Below are 15,643 nucleotides of genomic sequence, written 5' to 3' on the forward strand. Positions count from 1 at the left end.
GCGCCCGGGTGTGGTTATAATCGGCCACTTTATGAGCAAGAAGCGCGTTATGCAGCTGGTTCGAGGTCTTCACAACCTGCGCCCCGAGCACCGGGGCTGTGTCGCCACCATTGGCAACTTCGACGGGGTTCACCGTGGCCACCAGGCAATCCTGGCGCGCCTGCGCGAGCGTGGTCAGGCCTTGGGCCTGCCGACCTGCGTGGTGATCTTCGAACCGCAACCACGCGAGTACTTCGCACCTGATACCGCGCCGGCGCGCCTGGCTCGGCTGCGTGACAAGATTGAGCTGTTGGCGACCGAAGGCATCGACCGGGTGCTGTGCCTGGCCTTCAATCAGCGACTGAGCAAGCTCAGTGCCGAAGCCTTCGTCAAGGCCATCCTGGTCGACGGCCTGGGCGTGCGTCACCTCGAAGTGGGCGATGACTTCCGCTTTGGCTGCGACCGCGCTGGCGGCTTTGCTTTCCTGGTCGAGGCCGGCAGCGCGTACGGCTTCACCGTCGAGGCCGCCAACACGGTAATCCAGGACGGCCTGCGGGTCAGCAGCACCGAAGTGCGCAAGGCCTTGTCCGAGGGCAACTTCGAGCTGGCCGAACACCTGCTGGGCCGCCCGTACCGCATTACAGGCCGCGTGCTGCACGGCCAGAAGCTGGCCCGCCAGCTCGGCACACCTACCGCCAACATTCAGCTCAAGCGCCGCCGCGTGCCGCTGTCCGGGGTATACCTGGCCAGCATCGTGATCGACGGCAAGGCTTGGCCGGGTGTCGGCAATATCGGCGTGCGCCCCACCGTTGCCGGTGATGGGCGCCCGCACCTGGAGATTCATCTTCTGGACTTTGCCGGCGACCTTTACGGCCGGCGCCTGACGGTGGAGTTCCACCACAAGCTGCGTGAAGAGCAGCGATTCGCCTCCCTGGAGGCGCTGAAGTCGGCGATCGATGCGGATATCGCCGCCGCACGTGCACATTGGCACGCTCAACCGCTAACGAAGAGCCTGAAATGACCGACTACAAAGCCACGCTTAACCTTCCGGACACCGCCTTCCCCATGAAGGCCGGCCTGCCTCAGCGCGAACCGCAGATCCTGCAGCGCTGGGACAGCATTGGCCTGTACCAGAAGCTGCGCGAAATTGGCAAGGATCGTCCCAAGTTCGTCCTGCACGACGGCCCGCCCTATGCCAACGGCAAGATTCACATCGGTCATGCGCTGAACAAGATCCTCAAGGACATGATCGTCCGCTCCAAGACCCTGGCCGGCTTCGATGCGCCGTACGTGCCAGGCTGGGACTGCCACGGCCTGCCGATCGAGCACAAGGTGGAGGTTACCCACGGCAAGCACCTTTCCGCCGACCGTACCCGCGAGCTGTGCCGCGAGTACGCTGCCGAGCAGATTGAAGGGCAGAAGACCGAGTTCATTCGCCTGGGCGTGCTGGGTGACTGGGACAACCCATACAAGACCATGAACTTTGCCAACGAGGCCGGTGAAATCCGCGCCCTGGCCGAGATGGTCAAGCAAGGCTTCGTGTTCAAGGGCCTGAAGCCGGTGAACTGGTGCTTTGATTGCGGTTCGGCGCTGGCTGAAGCGGAAGTCGAGTACGCCGACAAGAAGTCGCAGACCATCGACGTGGCCTTCCCGGTTGCCGATGAGGCCAAGCTGGCCGCCGCCTTCGGCCTGGCCTCTCTGGCCAAGCCGGCCGCCATCGTGATCTGGACCACCACCCCGTGGACCATCCCGGCCAACCAGGCCCTGAACATCCACCCGGAATTCAAGTACGCCTTGGTCGACACCGGCGAGCGCCTGCTGGTGCTGGCTGAAGAGCTGGTCGAGTCGTGCCTGAAGCGTTACAACCTGGAAGGCTCGGTCCTTGCCACCGCCCAAGGTTCTGCGCTGGAACTGATCAACTTCCGCCATCCGTTCTACGATCGCATGTCGCCAATCTACCTGGCCGACTACGTCGAACTGGGCGCCGGTACCGGCGTGGTGCACTCCTCGCCAGCCTACGGTGAGGACGACTTCGTCACCTGCAAGCGCTACGGCATGGTCAACGACGACATCCTCACCCCGGTGCAGAGCAACGGCGTGTATGTCGAGTCGCTGCCATTCTTCGGCGGCCAGTTCATCTGGAAGGCCAACCCGGCCATCGTCGAGAAGCTGAGCGAAGTCGGTGCGCTGATGCACACCGAAACCATCAGCCACAGCTACATGCACTGCTGGCGCCACAAGACCCCGCTGATCTACCGCGCCACCGCGCAGTGGTTCGTGGGCATGGACAAGCAGCCGACTACCGGCGAGCCGCTGCGTGAGCGTGCGCTGAAAGCCATTGAAGACACCAAGTTCGTTCCGGCCTGGGGCCAGGCGCGCCTGCACGCGATGATCGCCAACCGCCCGGACTGGTGCATCTCGCGTCAGCGCAACTGGGGTGTGCCGATCCCGTTCTTCCTGCACAAGCAGACCGGCGAGCTGCATCCGCGCACTGTCGAGCTGATGGAAGAAGTGGCCAAGCGTGTCGAGCAGCAGGGCATCGAGGCCTGGTTCAAGCTGGACGCCGCCGAACTGCTGGGCGCTGAAGCCGAGCAGTACGACAAGATCGCCGACACCCTCGACGTGTGGTTCGACTCGGGCACCACCCACTGGCACGTGTTGCGTGGCTCGCACGACATTGGCCACGCCACCGGCCCGCGCGCTGACCTGTACCTTGAAGGTTCCGACCAACACCGCGGCTGGTTCCACTCGTCCTTGCTGACCGGTTGCGCCATCGACAACCACGCGCCGTACCGCGAGCTGCTGACCCACGGCTTCACCGTGGACGAGAACGGCCGCAAGATGTCCAAGTCGCTGGGCAACACCATCGAGCCGGAGAAGGTCAACAACACCCTGGGTGCCGATATCCTGCGCCTGTGGGTTTCGGCCACCGACTATTCCGGTGAAATGGCCGTTTCCGAGCAGATCCTGCAGCGCAGTGCCGACGCCTACCGGCGTATCCGCAATACCGCCCGCTTCCTGCTGTCCAACCTGTCCGGCTTCGACCCGGCCCGCGACCTGCTGGCCTCGGAAGACATGCTGGCGCTGGACCGCTGGGCCGTTGACCGTACGCTGCTGCTGCAACGCGAGCTGGAAGAGCACTACAGCGAGTACCGTTTCTGGAACGTCTACTCCAAAGTGCACAACTTCTGCGTACAGGAACTGGGCGGCTTCTACCTCGACATCATCAAGGACCGCCAGTACACCACCGGCGCCAACAGTGTCGCCCGCCGTTCCTGCCAGACTGCGCTGTATCACATCAGCGAAGCGCTGGTGCGCTGGATCGCGCCGATCCTGGCATTCACCGCCGACGAAATCTGGCAGTACCTGCCGGGCGAGCGCAACGAGTCGGTGATGCTCAACGGCTGGTACGAAGGCCTGAGCGAGCTGCCGGAAGGTACCGAGCTGGGCCGCGCTTACTGGGACCGTGTGATGGCGGTGAAGGCATCGGTGAACAAAGAGCTGGAAAACCAGCGTACCGCCAAGGTCATTGGTGGCAACCTGCAGGCTGAAGTTACCCTGTATGCCGACGAAGGCCTGAGTGCCGACCTGGGCAAGCTGGGCGACGAGCTGCGCTTCGTGCTGATCACCTCGGCCGCCAGCGTGGTGCCGTTTGCACAGGCGCCTGCCGAAGCCGTCGCCACCGAAGTCGAAGGCCTCAAGCTGAAAGTGGTCAAGTCCGGCCACGCCAAGTGCGGCCGTTGCTGGCACTTCCGCGCCGATGTCGGCAGCCACCCGGAGCACCCGGAAATCTGCAGCCGTTGTGTCGACAACCTGAGCGGCCAGGGTGAGGTGCGCCACTATGCCTAACCCTGCAGCGGGGCGCTTCGGGCGCCTTGCATGGCTGTGGCTGAGCTTGCTGGTCCTGGTCGTCGACCAGGCCACCAAGCTGTACTTCAACAACGCCCTGACCATGTACCAGCAGATCGTGGTCATTCCTGACTACTTCAGCTGGACCCTGGCCTACAACACCGGTGCCGCGTTCAGCTTCCTGGCTGATGGTGCAGGTTGGCAGCGCTGGTTGTTCGCCTTGATCGCCGTAGTGGTCAGCGCGGTGCTGGTGGTGTGGCTCAAGCGCCTGGGGCGCAACGAGACCTGGCTGGCCGTGGCGCTGGCGCTGGTGCTGGGTGGGGCGATTGGCAACCTGTACGACCGTATCGTGCTGGGCCATGTGGTCGACTTCATCCTGGTGCACTGGCAGAACCGCCATTACTTCCCGGCCTTCAACGTGGCCGACAGCGCCATCACCGTTGGTGCGGTGATGCTGGCGCTGGATATGTTCAAGAGCAAGAAGTCCGAGGATCCGGTCCATGACTGACACCCGTATCGGCCAGAACACCGAAGTCACCCTGCACTTCGCGCTGCACCTGGAAAACGGCGACACCGTCGACAGCACATTCGATAAAGCCCCAGCCACCTTCAAAGTGGGTGATGGCAACCTGCTGCCGGGCTTTGAAAACGCCCTGTTCGGCTTCAAGGCCGGCGACAAGCGAACCGTGGCAGTGGCCCCGGAGAACGCCTTCGGCCAGCCTAACCCGCAGAACGTGCAGGTCATGCCGAGGTCCAACTTCGAAGGCATGGAGTTGTCCGAAGGGCTGCTGATCATCTTCAACGACGCCGCCAACACCGAGTTGCCGGGGGTGGTCAAAGCGTTCGATGACGACCAGGTCACCATCGACTTCAATCACCCACTGGCTGGCAAGACCCTGACCTTCGAGGTGGAGATCCTCGAGGTGAAGGCCCTGTAAGCCTGGAGCCGAGCATGCAAATCAAACTCGCCAACCCTCGCGGCTTTTGCGCCGGGGTCGACCGGGCGATCGAGATCGTCAACCGCGCGCTGGAAGTCTTCGGCCCGCCGATCTATGTGCGCCACGAAGTGGTGCACAACAAGTTCGTGGTGGAAGACTTGCGTAACCGCGGCGCCATCTTTGTCGAAGAGCTGGACCAGGTACCGGACGATGTCATCGTCATCTTCAGTGCCCACGGTGTTTCCCAGGCCGTGCGCCAGGAAGCTGCTGGCCGTGGCCTGAAAGTGTTCGATGCCACCTGCCCGCTGGTGACCAAGGTTCACATCGAAGTGGCCAAGTACAGCCGCGATGGTCGTGAGTGCATTCTCATCGGCCACGAAGGGCACCCCGAAGTCGAAGGCACCATGGGCCAGTACGATGCCTGCAACGGCGGCGCCATCTACCTTGTCGAAGACGAGGAAGATGTTGCCAACCTGCAGGTGCGCGACCCGGACCACCTGGCTTTCGTCACCCAGACAACACTGTCGATGGACGACACCAGCCGCGTCATCGATGCGCTGCGTGCGCGCTTCCCGAACATCGGCGGCCCGCGCAAGGACGACATCTGCTACGCCACCCAGAACCGCCAGGATGCCGTCAAGCAACTGGCTGGCGAGAGCGACGTGGTGCTGGTGGTCGGCAGCCCGAACAGTTCCAATTCCAACCGTTTGCGCGAGCTGGCTGAGCGCATGGGCACCCCGGCCTACCTGATCGACGGTGCCGAGGACCTGCAACGCGGCTGGTTTGAGCAGACCGCGCGGATCGGCATCACCGCCGGTGCTTCGGCACCCGAAGTGCTGGTGCGCGGCGTGATCGAACAGCTCAAGGCCTGGGGCGCCACTGGCGCTGAAGAGCTGGACGGGCGTGAAGAGAACATCACCTTTTCAATGCCCAAAGAGCTGCGGGTTCGCTCGCTGATCTAAGGGGCTGCATCGCCGCCAATGCAGGGGCTGCTTTGCAGCCCTTTCGCGACACAAGACCGCTCCTGCAATGACCGCCCTAGCAGCGGCCAGTGCTCAGGTCCTCTGTAACCAACCTGACTCTGCCGCTTGATGCCAGCGCCACTTGATATCGGCTGCGAGCAGAGGAGCGTTCGCACATTTCCAGTGTTGCACCCAGCCAGCCGTTGCCCGACGTCATTGGCACGCCCAGCGCACTGAATTTGAACTGCTCACCACGATTGCTGACTATTTTCAGGGGCTTTGCCAGCCGCTGCTCACGCAGCACCTGCCGGTTATGCTCCAGCACTACCCGCCAACCATTCCCCCAATTACCGTCCAGCGCCAACACCAGCACCGGCTGGCCCTGCAACAGCGCATGGCTGCGTGCACTACGCAACGCTTGGGCCAGATCACGCGCTGCTGCTGCCCTGTGAAGGTCATCGCTCATTCTGGCGTAGGCCGGTATGCCGAACTGCGTCAGCAACACCGCCACGGCCAAGGCCGACAACATTTGTATCAGTGTTACGCCGCGTTGCTTCACCGTGCATTCCTCCCTGGACGTGCTTGGCTATAGCTTCCTGGCGGTTGGACAAGAGATCCAGTCGCCCAAGTTGAAAGCAATGACGGGAAAAGTCGCAGGAGGTGCAGGGATGCACGCAAGGCAAGGGGGCATGACGCTTCTGGAAGTGTTGTTGGCGGTTGTGGTCGTGGCCGTGGGTCTGTTCGCAACGGCTGCGACGCAATTGCAGGCATTGCAGGCTGTGGACAGCGCGCGCCGTGACGGCCAGGCGGCGATGGCGCTGCACAGCGAACATGAGCGCAGGCGGCGATGAGGCGCTGTCAGGCAGGGCTTGGCTTGCTTGAGATGGTGGTGGCGCTGGCGATCGGATTGATGCTGCTGGCGGCGGCCAGCCAGCTTTTTGTCTCCGCGCACCAGACTTGGCGCCTGCAAAGTACGGCAGTGCGCATGCAGGATTCTGCGCGGCTTGCATTGCTGCGCATGGCGCAGGATATCCGCATGGCCGGGATGTTCGGTTGCCTGCGTCTGAGCCCAGGCGACTTTCTGGTCCCCGGCGCGGAGCAGGCCTTTGCCCGGCCCTTGGCGAGTGGCCCGTCAAGTTTGAGCCTGGTTGTCGCTGAGTTACCAGGGTATGCCGGCGACCCCGACTGGACCTTGCTGACAAACTGTATCAACACGGTGGAGGTACACAAGGAGCGCGCGCAAGGTAGCGACACGCTTATGGCTGTGCCTGTCAGCCGGCATCGCTATGTTCACGTTGGAAGTACGCTTTACTTCGAGCGGCGCGGCCGTAATCAGCCCTTGGTCGATCACGTGCGCGAACTGCGTGTAGTGCAGGTGGCTGGAGAGCGGATCGATCTTCAGCTGACATTGTATGAGCCGACCTTGCAGCTTGAGCAGCACCATGCGCTGAGCGTCGCAATTCGCAACCCGGTCCCCGCTTCATGACTCGCCAGCGTGGCGTGGTTCTTCTACTGGCCTTGATCCTGAGCGTCCTGCTGGGCCTGCTTGCCACATCTGCCCTGCGTGACGCGTTGGTGGAAACACGGATGACCGGCTACCTGAGCGATGGCCTGCTGGCGCTGGAAGAGGCAGAAGCCACTTTGCTGGCCGGGGTACGCGAACTTGAACGGGCGCCCCCTGACGCTTGTAACGCGTGCCTGCCGCCGCCCAAGCCGCACGATCTGGTTGGGCAGTGGCAAGGTACCCAGACCGGTTTTTTCCAAGTGCAGAACCTGGGTGTCAGCAAATGTGCCGCGCACATGCCCGAAGGGCAGCCGGTTAGTCTGTTCCGGATTACCGCCGTCAGTAAGCAAAGCCGCTCACGGCATGTGCTGGAAGCGGTCTACGCCGTGGCTGGCAATCAAACCCAACGCATCACCTGGCGACAAAGATTGCGAGGAGACTGACATGCAGCAAGGCTTGAGCCTGATCGAGTTGTTGATTGTGCTGGCCGTGACCGGCATTCTGGCAGCCATTGCCTACCCCAGTTACAGCGACCAGCTTCGGCGAGCCGCGCGCAGCGAAGTGGTTGGCCTGCTGCATGATGCCGCCCTGCGCCTGGAGCGCCACCGCGTGCGCACTGGCCAATACGCCGAGGGCGACCTGGTCTTGCCCGAAGGTACCCGCTACTACAGCCTTCAGGCCCAGCGCGACAGTGACACCTTCACGCTGCGCGCCCGGCGGCTACCGCATGGGCTGATGGCGCAGGATGGCTGTGGCGATTTCCAGCTCGACCAGGCTGGCGTGCAGCGCAATCCGGGCGCCGTTGAGCACAGCGCACACTGCTGGGGAAGCTGAAGGTTGAATGATGCCCGGTGCATCGCGGTTTTACTTCAGGTGTTGGATCGACAGATGAGCAAGCAAGTAGTGGTGGTCGGCGGCGGGGTGATCGGCCTGCTGACGGCATTCAACCTGGCAGCTAAGGTCGGCCAGGTGGTGGTGTGCGATCAGGGTGAGGTTGGCCGAGAGTCGTCCTGGGCTGGCGGAGGCATTGTCTCGCCGTTGTACCCGTGGCGCTACAGCCCCGCAGTGACCGCTCTGGCGCACTGGTCGCAGGACTTTTATCCACAGCTGGGCGAGCGCCTGTTCGCCAGCACCGGTGTCGACCCCGAAGTTCACACCACCGGGCTGTACTGGCTCGACCTGGACGACGAGGCCGAAGCGTTGGCCTGGGCCGCGCGCGAGCAGCGGCCGCTGAGTGCCGTGGATATTTCGGCGGCCTACGATGCGGTCCCGGTGCTGGGCCCGGGCTTCAAGCACGCCATCTACATGGCTGGCGTGGCCAATGTGCGCAACCCGCGCTTGGTCAAGTCGCTGAAGGCGGCGTTGCTGGCGCTGCCGAACGTGACCTTGCGCGAACATTGCCAGATCACCGGCTTCGAGCAAGAAAAGGGGCGCGTGACCGGTGTGCAGACTGCCGATGGCGTACTGGCGGCGGATGAGGTTGTGCTCAGCGCAGGCGCCTGGAGTGGCGACCTGTTGCGTACCCTTGGCCTTGAGCTGCCGGTTGAGCCCGTGAAGGGCCAGATGATCCTGTTCAAGTGCGCTGAAGATTTCCTGCCGAGCATGGTGCTGGCCAAGGGGCGCTATGCGATTCCGCGACGTGACGGGCACATTCTGGTGGGGAGCACGCTGGAACACGCCGGGTATGACAAGACCCCGACCGGGGATGCGCTGGAAAGCCTGAAGGCATCGGCGGTGGAGTTGTTGCCTGAGCTTGAAGGCGCCACAGTGGTGGCGCACTGGGCGGGACTACGGCCGGGGTCGCCAGAAGGCATCCCTTACATTGGGCCTGTGCCAGGGCATGAAGGGTTGTGGCTGAACTGCGGGCATTATCGCAATGGGCTGGTGCTGGCGCCGGCTTCGTGCCAGCTGTTTACCGATTTGCTGACTGGTGCCGAGCCGATCATCGACCCGGCACCCTATGCGCCAGAAGGGCGTTTGGGCTGAGAGCATCTTCCCGCTCCCACGGTGGGAGCGGGTTCTGTGTGCATCCGCGGGTTTTGCGCTCAACCCTTGTGGCCAGGGCCCTGCTGCAGGTGTGCCTGGCTGCAGTACCACTCATTACCCTGCTGCAGCGCCCGGTCGTTGGGCAGGTGCACGCCGCAATGGGCGCAGCGCACCATCTTCAGCGGCGCATCCAGCTTCGCCTCGGGGTGCGACTGCTGGCTGACTTTGAACTTGCGCCACAGCCAGAACGCGGCGGCGATCAGGGCGATCCAGAAAAGTAGGCGAACCATGGTGTCCAGCTTGTCGATTGAAGAAGCCGACAGTCTAGGACGCGGCCAATAAAAAAGGGAGGCCCAAGGCCTCCCTTTCATTCACCGCCGAAGGTCAGTCGAACAGACCAAAGGTCATGTAGCTGAACCAGGAACGGTCTTTCTCGGCTTCTTTCGGGCCTTCCGGCACGATCGGGTCGCCGTTCTCGTCTTTAGGCAGCAGCTCTCGCGGCATCTCGTCGCGCGCGTCCTGGAACTGCTTGACCACGTCCTGATTGGCGCGGGTTTCGCCTGGCGGCAGCGGGGTATCGGTTTCGATCAGGCCCAAGGTGGCCTTGGACAGCCAGCCGCGGCCGTCAGACTCGGTCTGCTTGGGCTGGAACTCGCCATCGACCAGGCTCGGGTGGTCCGGGTAGTTGAGCTTGAGGGTTTCCAGGCTCGTGGCGGCCAGTTCGTCCAGGTGCAGCTTCTGGTACGACTCGACCATCACTGCCAGGCCGTCACCGACGGACGGGGTTTCCTGGAAGTTTTCGACCACGTAGCGGCCACGGTTGGCAGCAGCTACATAAGCCTGGCGGCCCAGATAGTAGTCGGCCACGTGAATTTCGTACGAAGCCAGCAGGTTGCGCAGGTAGATCATGCGCTGCTTGGCGTCTGGTGCGTAGCGGCTGTTGGGGAAACGGCTGGTCAGCTGGGCGAACTCGTTATACGAGTCGCGGGCGGCGCCCGGGTCACGCTTGGTCATGTCCAGCGGCAGGAAGCGCGCCAGCAGGCCGCGGTCCTGGTCGAACGAGGTCAGGCCTTTGAGGTAGTAGGCGTAATCGACGTTCGGGTGCTGCGGGTGCAGGCGGATAAAGCGCTCGGCGGCCGACTTGGCGGCCTCGGGCTCGGAGTTTTTGTAGTTGGCGTAGATCAGCTCGAGCTGCGCCTGATCGGCATAGCGGCCGAACGGGTAGCGCGACTCCAGGGCCTTGAGCTTGTTCACGGCGCTGGTGTAGCTGGAATTGTCCAGATCAGCCTGGGCCTGCTGGTACAGTTCGGCCTCGCTGAGGTTCTCGTCAATGACCTCTTTATTAGAGGAACAGGCCGCGGTAAGCCCGAGGATGGCGATCAGCAGCAGGTGTTTCACTTGCATGGCGGCTTGCGTCCCTTTGACGGCCGCTGTCTTGGGCGGTGCCGTCCTGTTATGATGAGCGCCCCGGCCAACCCCGGGACAAAAGAAGCCGTATTTAACCACAAGCTCGCAGCCGAAACCAAAGGCTGTGCGCCCGCCGAATCGAGCATGTCCGAGATCATTCAACTTAGCGCAGAGGTACCGTCCGAACTGGGCGGCCAACGCCTCGACCAGGTCGCCGCCCAATTGTTCGCCGAGTACTCGCGTTCGCGGCTAACTTCGTGGATCAAAGAGGGCCGCCTGACGGTCGATGGTGCAGTCGTGCGCCCTCGAGACCTTGTTCATGGTGGTTCTCTGCTTGCCCTGGAGGCCGAGCAAGAGGCCCAGGGTGAGTGGATCGCAGAAGATATCGAACTGGATATCGTCTACGAAGACGACCACATCCTGGTGATCAACAAGCCTGCCGGGCTGGTTGTGCACCCGGCGGCCGGGCATGCCAGCGGCACCCTGCTCAACGCGCTGCTGCACCATGTGCCAGACATCGTCAACGTGCCGCGCGCCGGTATCGTGCACCGCCTGGACAAGGACACCACCGGCCTGATGGTGGTGGCCAAGACCCTGCAGGCGCAGACCAAGCTGGTCGAGCAGATGCAGGCCCGCAAGGTCAGCCGCATCTACGAGTGCATCGTGATCGGCGTGGTGACTGCCGGTGGCAAGATCGACGCGCCCATCGGCCGCCACGGCGGCATGCGCCAGCGCATGGCTGTAACCGACGGCGGCAAGCCGGCGGTCAGCCACTACCGTGTACTCAAGCGCTTCCGCTCGCACACCCATGTGCGGGTCAAGCTGGAAACCGGCCGTACCCACCAGATTCGCGTGCACATGGCCCATGTGGGTTTCCCGCTGGTAGGCGACCAGACGTACGGCGGGCGCTTCCGTATTCCGCCCGCTGCCAGCCCGACCATGGTCGAAGCGGTCAAGACCTTCCCGCGCCAGGCGCTGCACGCGCGTTTCCTTGCCTTGGCCCACCCGATTACCGGTGAAGTCATGAAGTGGGAATCGCCACTGCCGGATGACTTCGTCTGGTTGCTGTCGCTGCTGAACCAGGACCGCGAGAGTTTCATCGGATGAGTGGCCTGACACAGGCGTTGCTGTTCCCCGACTGGCCGGCCCCGGCCTCGGTGCGCGCCTGTGTCACCACCCGTCAGGGCGGCGTCAGCCTGCCGCCCTATGAAACCTTCAACCTCGGCGACCATGTTGGGGATGACCCTGCCGCGGTCGCCGAGAACCGCCGCCGCCTGAGCGAACAGTTCGCCATCCAACCGGCCTGGCTCAAGCAGGTACATGGCCTGGTGGTGGCGGATGCCGACCCGGCTGTGGTCGCCGAGGCCGATGCCAGCTGGACCCGCCAGCCTGGCATTGCCTGCACCGTGATGACCGCCGATTGCCTGCCTGCGCTGTTCTGCGACCGCGCCGGCACCCGCGTGGCGGCGGCGCATGCTGGTTGGCGCGGGCTGGCGGGTGGCGTGCTGGAAGCCACGCTGGACCGGCTGGCGCTGCCGCCAGAAGAGGTGCTGGTGTGGTTGGGGCCTGCCATCGGCCCGCAAGCGTTCGAAGTGGGGCTGGAAGTGCGTGATGCCTTTACCGCCGTGCACCCGCAAGCAGCTCGGGCATTCGTTGATGGCGAACGGCCAGGCAAGCTGTTGGCGGATATCTATGAGCTGGCGCGTATTCGCCTGGCTGCCCGTGGAGTGACTGCTGTTTATGGCGGTGGCTTGTGCACGGTCAGTGATGCACGGTTCTTCTCCTATCGCCGTACCCCGCAGGGTGGGCGCTTCGCATCGTTGGTCTGGCTGGACCCGCGCTAGCCTGTACCGGCCTCTTCGCGGGCACGCCCGCTCCCACAGAGGTTCCGCAAACGTTGAAACTGGTGGTGTACCTGTGGGGGCGAGCATGCCCGCGAATGGCCCCCATTAATCCAACAGGTTGACTTCGGTCAACCCCGCTAAGCTTGAATCTTCCAGAATCAGCCTTATCTATAAAGTCATCTCAGGCAGGTTTCTTTATAAACAGGCGCTGTCCATCGCTCCGACCTGCCCTTTAAAGGAAGGTACACCATGCGAATAGACCGTTTAACCAGCAAGCTGCAACTTGCAATATCCGATGCCCAGTCTTTGGCCGTTGGCATGGACCACCCTGCCATCGAGCCCGTGCACCTGTTACAGGCGCTGCTCGAACAGCAGGGCGGTTCCATCAAGCCGCTGCTGATGCAGGTAGGCTTCGACATCAATGGCCTGCGCCAGGGGCTGGTGAAAGAGCTCGACCAACTACCAAAAATACAGAACCCTACCGGCGACGTGAACATGTCGCAGGACTTGGCGCGCCTGCTTAACCAGGCAGACCGTCTGGCACAGCAGAAGGGTGACCAGTTCATTTCCAGCGAGCTGGTGCTGTTGGCCGCCATGGACGAAAACAGCAAGCTCGGCAAGCTGCTGCTGAGCCAGGGCGTGAGCAAGAAAGCGCTGGAAAATGCCATCAACAACCTGCGTGGCGGCGCGGCAGTGAATGACGCCAACGCTGAGGAATCGCGCCAGGCGCTGGACAAGTACACCGTCGACCTGACCAAGCGTGCCGAAGAGGGCAAGCTGGACCCGGTCATTGGCCGTGACGATGAAATCCGCCGTACCGTGCAGGTGCTGCAACGCCGTACCAAGAACAACCCGGTGCTGATCGGTGAGCCTGGCGTGGGTAAAACCGCCATTGCCGAAGGCCTGGCCCAGCGCATCATCAATGGTGAAGTGCCTGACGGCCTCAAAGGCAAGCGCCTGCTGGCGCTGGACATGGGCGCGCTGATTGCCGGTGCCAAGTACCGCGGTGAGTTCGAAGAGCGCTTGAAAAGCCTGCTGAACGAGCTTTCCAAGCAAGAAGGCCAGATCATCCTGTTCATCGACGAACTGCACACCATGGTCGGCGCCGGCAAGGGCGAGGGCGCCATGGACGCCGGCAACATGCTCAAACCGGCCCTGGCCCGCGGCGAGCTGCATTGCGTTGGCGCCACCACGCTGAACGAGTACCGCCAGTTCATCGAGAAGGACGCCGCCCTGGAGCGCCGCTTCCAGAAGGTGCTGGTCGAGGAACCGAGCGAGGAAGACACCATCGCCATCCTGCGTGGCCTGAAAGAGCGCTATGAAGTGCACCACAAGGTGGCCATCACCGACGGTGCAATCATCGCTGCGGCCAAGCTCAGCCACCGCTACATCACCGACCGCCAACTGCCGGACAAGGCCATTGACCTGATCGACGAAGCGGCCAGCCGCATCCGCATGGAGATTGACTCCAAACCGGAAGTGCTCGACCGCCTTGATCGCCGCCTGATCCAGCTGAAGGTGGAGTCGCAGGCGCTGAAGAAAGAGGAAGACGAAGCGGCGAAAAAGCGCCTGGAGAAGCTGACCGAGGAAATCGAGCGGCTGGAGCGTGAGTATTCCGACCTGGAAGAAATCTGGGCTTCGGAGAAAGCTGAAGTGCAGGGCTCGGCGCAGATCCAGCAAAAGATCGAGCAGTCTCGCCAGGAACTGGAAGCCGCCCGTCGCAAAGGCGACCTGAACCGCATGGCCGAACTGCAGTACGGGGTGATCCCGGACCTGGAGCGCAGCCTGCAGATGGTCGACCAGCACGGCAAGTCCGACAACCAGTTGCTGCGCAACAAGGTCACCGAGGAAGAAATTGCCGAAGTGGTGTCGAAGTGGACCGGCATTCCTGTGGCCAAGATGCTCGAAGGCGAGCGTGAGAAGCTGCTGAAAATGGAAGAGCTGCTGCACCAGCGCGTGATTGGCCAGGGCGAGGCGGTAACCGCCGTCGCCAACGCCGTACGCCGCTCACGTGCCGGGCTGTCTGACCCGAACCGGCCGAGTGGTTCGTTCCTGTTCCTCGGCCCGACCGGTGTGGGCAAGACCGAACTGTGCAAGGCGCTGGCCGAGTTCCTGTTCGACACCGAAGAGGCGATGGTGCGCATCGACATGTCCGAATTCATGGAGAAGCACTCCGTAGCGCGCCTGATCGGTGCACCGCCAGGCTATGTCGGGTATGAAGAGGGCGGTTACCTGACCGAGGCCGTGCGGCGCAAGCCTTACTCGGTGGTGCTGCTGGACGAGGTGGAAAAAGCCCACCCGGATGTGTTCAACGTGCTGCTGCAGGTGCTGGAAGACGGCCGCTTGACTGACAGCCACGGGCGCACCGTGGACTTCCGCAACACCGTGATCGTGATGACCTCCAACCTGGGCTCGGCGCAGATTCAGGAACTGGTGGGTGACCGCGAGGCACAGCGTGCGGCAGTGATGGATGCGGTGGGGGCACACTTCCGTCCGGAGTTCATCAACCGCATCGACGAAGTGGTGGTGTTCGAGCCATTGGGCCGCGAGCAGATTGCCGGTATTACCGAAATCCAACTCGGCCGCCTGCGCAGCCGCCTGCTGGAGCGCGAACTGTCGCTGAGCCTGAGCCCAGAGGCGTTGGACAAGCTGATTGCCGTGGGTTACGACCCGGTATACGGCGCACGGCCGCTGAAGCGGGCGATCCAGCGCTGGATCGAGAACCCGCTGGCGCAGCTGATTCTGGCCGGCAAGTTCCTGCCCGGTACGGCGATCACCGCCAGGGTGGAAGGCGACGAAATCGTCTTCGGCTGATTGTGTTGCACCATGAGCCCCGCGTTTGCGGGGCTTTTTTTGCCTGTTACAAATGCCGGTCCAGCCCAGCTATTTCGGGCCTTTGCGCCAATCCGGGGTAACCGCCTGAAATTTTTGAAATTTTTGCTTGCATCAAATTTAGAGTGCCCCTAATATACGCCGCGTTGTCAGGCACTAAGCGAATCACCAGCAACATCAGTGATCGCAAAACAACTTACAAATCAGTAAGTTGAATGAAAAAAAGTGGTTGACAAGCAAAACGAAGAATGTAGAATAGCCGGCCTCAGCAGCGACAACGCAAAAGCGAAGAAGCTAAAGAGTCCGAAGCGAACACAGTCTTCGGAGTTGTGCCGAAGTTCA

The 15,643-nt window shown here is 62.7% G+C and carries 16 protein-coding genes; 13 read left to right on the forward strand and 3 right to left on the reverse strand.

The annotated features are described in order from the left end of the window. The first annotated feature begins 49 nt into the window (after positions 1–49). From ribF to ispH, 5 genes are read left to right on the forward strand one after another with little or no spacing between them, the layout of a single operon-like run. Positions 50–1,000, forward strand: coding sequence for a bifunctional riboflavin kinase/FAD synthetase (ribF, locus tag ACE4QZ_RS05235; RefSeq protein ID WP_410480412.1), 951 nt, complete (start codon positions 50–52; stop codon positions 998–1,000). Then, positions 997–3,828, forward strand: a complete 2,832-nt coding sequence (ileS, locus tag ACE4QZ_RS05240; protein WP_103443434.1) for an isoleucine--tRNA ligase — start codon at positions 997–999, stop codon at positions 3,826–3,828. Before ribF ends, ileS begins: the two co-directional genes overlap by 4 nt. Beyond that, complete coding sequence (gene lspA / locus ACE4QZ_RS05245) at positions 3,821–4,336, forward strand: signal peptidase II (protein ID WP_014589581.1); 516 nt, start codon at positions 3,821–3,823, stop codon at positions 4,334–4,336. The genes ileS and lspA overlap by 8 nt, the downstream gene beginning before the upstream one ends. Further along, a complete protein-coding gene (gene fkpB / locus ACE4QZ_RS05250; protein ID WP_010951871.1) occupies positions 4,329–4,766 on the forward strand; it encodes an FKBP-type peptidyl-prolyl cis-trans isomerase in 438 nt (145 codons plus the stop codon). The genes lspA and fkpB overlap by 8 nt, the downstream gene beginning before the upstream one ends. 14 nt (positions 4,767–4,780) lie before the next feature. Next, on the forward strand, positions 4,781–5,728 hold the full coding sequence (gene ispH, locus ACE4QZ_RS05255) for a 4-hydroxy-3-methylbut-2-enyl diphosphate reductase (protein WP_021784201.1): 948 nt from the start codon (positions 4,781–4,783) through the stop codon (positions 5,726–5,728). Between the two features lie 76 nt (positions 5,729–5,804). Here ispH and ACE4QZ_RS05260 read toward each other — a convergent pair whose 3' ends face one another. Beyond that, entirely contained in the window at positions 5,805–6,287 is a 483-nt protein-coding gene (locus ACE4QZ_RS05260) for a GspH/FimT family pseudopilin (RefSeq protein ID WP_103443435.1), read from the reverse strand. 109 nt (positions 6,288–6,396) lie between these two features. Here ACE4QZ_RS05260 and ACE4QZ_RS05265 point away from each other — a divergent pair, with 109 nt between their 5' ends. Genes ACE4QZ_RS05265 through thiO form a run of 5 tightly spaced genes read left to right on the forward strand, consistent with a single transcriptional unit; the run spans position 6,397 to position 9,218 of the window. Next, positions 6,397–6,579, forward strand: coding sequence for a prepilin-type N-terminal cleavage/methylation domain-containing protein (locus ACE4QZ_RS05265; RefSeq protein ID WP_021784199.1), 183 nt, complete (start codon positions 6,397–6,399; stop codon positions 6,577–6,579). Next, on the forward strand, positions 6,576–7,214 hold the full coding sequence (locus tag ACE4QZ_RS05270) for a PilW family protein (RefSeq protein WP_021784198.1): 639 nt from the start codon (positions 6,576–6,578) through the stop codon (positions 7,212–7,214). Before ACE4QZ_RS05265 ends, ACE4QZ_RS05270 begins: the two co-directional genes overlap by 4 nt. Then, positions 7,211–7,675 carry a hypothetical protein gene (locus ACE4QZ_RS05275; RefSeq protein ID WP_103443436.1) on the forward strand — a complete coding sequence of 155 codons (465 nt, stop codon included), beginning with the start codon at positions 7,211–7,213 and terminating at the stop codon, positions 7,673–7,675. Before ACE4QZ_RS05270 ends, ACE4QZ_RS05275 begins: the two co-directional genes overlap by 4 nt. 1 nt (position 7,676) lies before the next feature. Continuing rightward, positions 7,677–8,066 (forward strand): type IV pilin protein, encoded by a 390-nt coding sequence (locus tag ACE4QZ_RS05280; RefSeq protein ID WP_021784196.1) that lies wholly within the window; start codon positions 7,677–7,679, stop codon positions 8,064–8,066. 54 nt (positions 8,067–8,120) lie between these two features. After that, positions 8,121–9,218: a glycine oxidase ThiO gene (gene thiO, locus ACE4QZ_RS05285; protein WP_274103381.1), complete on the forward strand. Its 1,098-nt coding sequence runs from the start codon at positions 8,121–8,123 to the stop codon at positions 9,216–9,218. 59 nt (positions 9,219–9,277) lie between these two features. Here thiO and ACE4QZ_RS05290 read toward each other — a convergent pair whose 3' ends face one another. Both ACE4QZ_RS05290 and ACE4QZ_RS05295 read right to left on the reverse strand, forming a co-directional pair. Continuing rightward, positions 9,278–9,508 (reverse strand): PP0621 family protein, encoded by a 231-nt coding sequence (locus ACE4QZ_RS05290; RefSeq protein WP_003247559.1) that lies wholly within the window; start codon positions 9,506–9,508, stop codon positions 9,278–9,280. Between the two features lie 94 nt (positions 9,509–9,602). Next, positions 9,603–10,622, reverse strand: coding sequence for an outer membrane protein assembly factor BamD (locus ACE4QZ_RS05295; RefSeq protein ID WP_021784194.1), 1,020 nt, complete (start codon positions 10,620–10,622; stop codon positions 9,603–9,605). Between the two features lie 147 nt (positions 10,623–10,769). On the opposite strand from ACE4QZ_RS05295, the gene rluD reads away from it, so the two are divergent. The 3 genes from rluD (at position 10,770) to clpB (ending at position 15,283) form a co-directional block, all read left to right on the forward strand. Next, positions 10,770–11,732 (forward strand): 23S rRNA pseudouridine(1911/1915/1917) synthase RluD, encoded by a 963-nt coding sequence (gene rluD, locus ACE4QZ_RS05300; protein WP_003247554.1) that lies wholly within the window; start codon positions 10,770–10,772, stop codon positions 11,730–11,732. Further along, a complete protein-coding gene (gene pgeF / locus ACE4QZ_RS05305; RefSeq protein ID WP_021784193.1) occupies positions 11,729–12,469 on the forward strand; it encodes a peptidoglycan editing factor PgeF in 741 nt (246 codons plus the stop codon). The genes rluD and pgeF overlap by 4 nt, the downstream gene beginning before the upstream one ends. A gap of 249 nt (positions 12,470–12,718) precedes the next feature. After that, positions 12,719–15,283 (forward strand): ATP-dependent chaperone ClpB, encoded by a 2,565-nt coding sequence (gene clpB / locus ACE4QZ_RS05310; RefSeq protein ID WP_274119214.1) that lies wholly within the window; start codon positions 12,719–12,721, stop codon positions 15,281–15,283. Positions 15,284–15,643: the final 360 nt, after the last annotated feature.

Source organism: Pseudomonas sp. DCA-1, from assembly GCF_046523955.1.
Taxonomy (GTDB): domain Bacteria; phylum Pseudomonadota; class Gammaproteobacteria; order Pseudomonadales; family Pseudomonadaceae; genus Aquipseudomonas; species Aquipseudomonas putida_Y.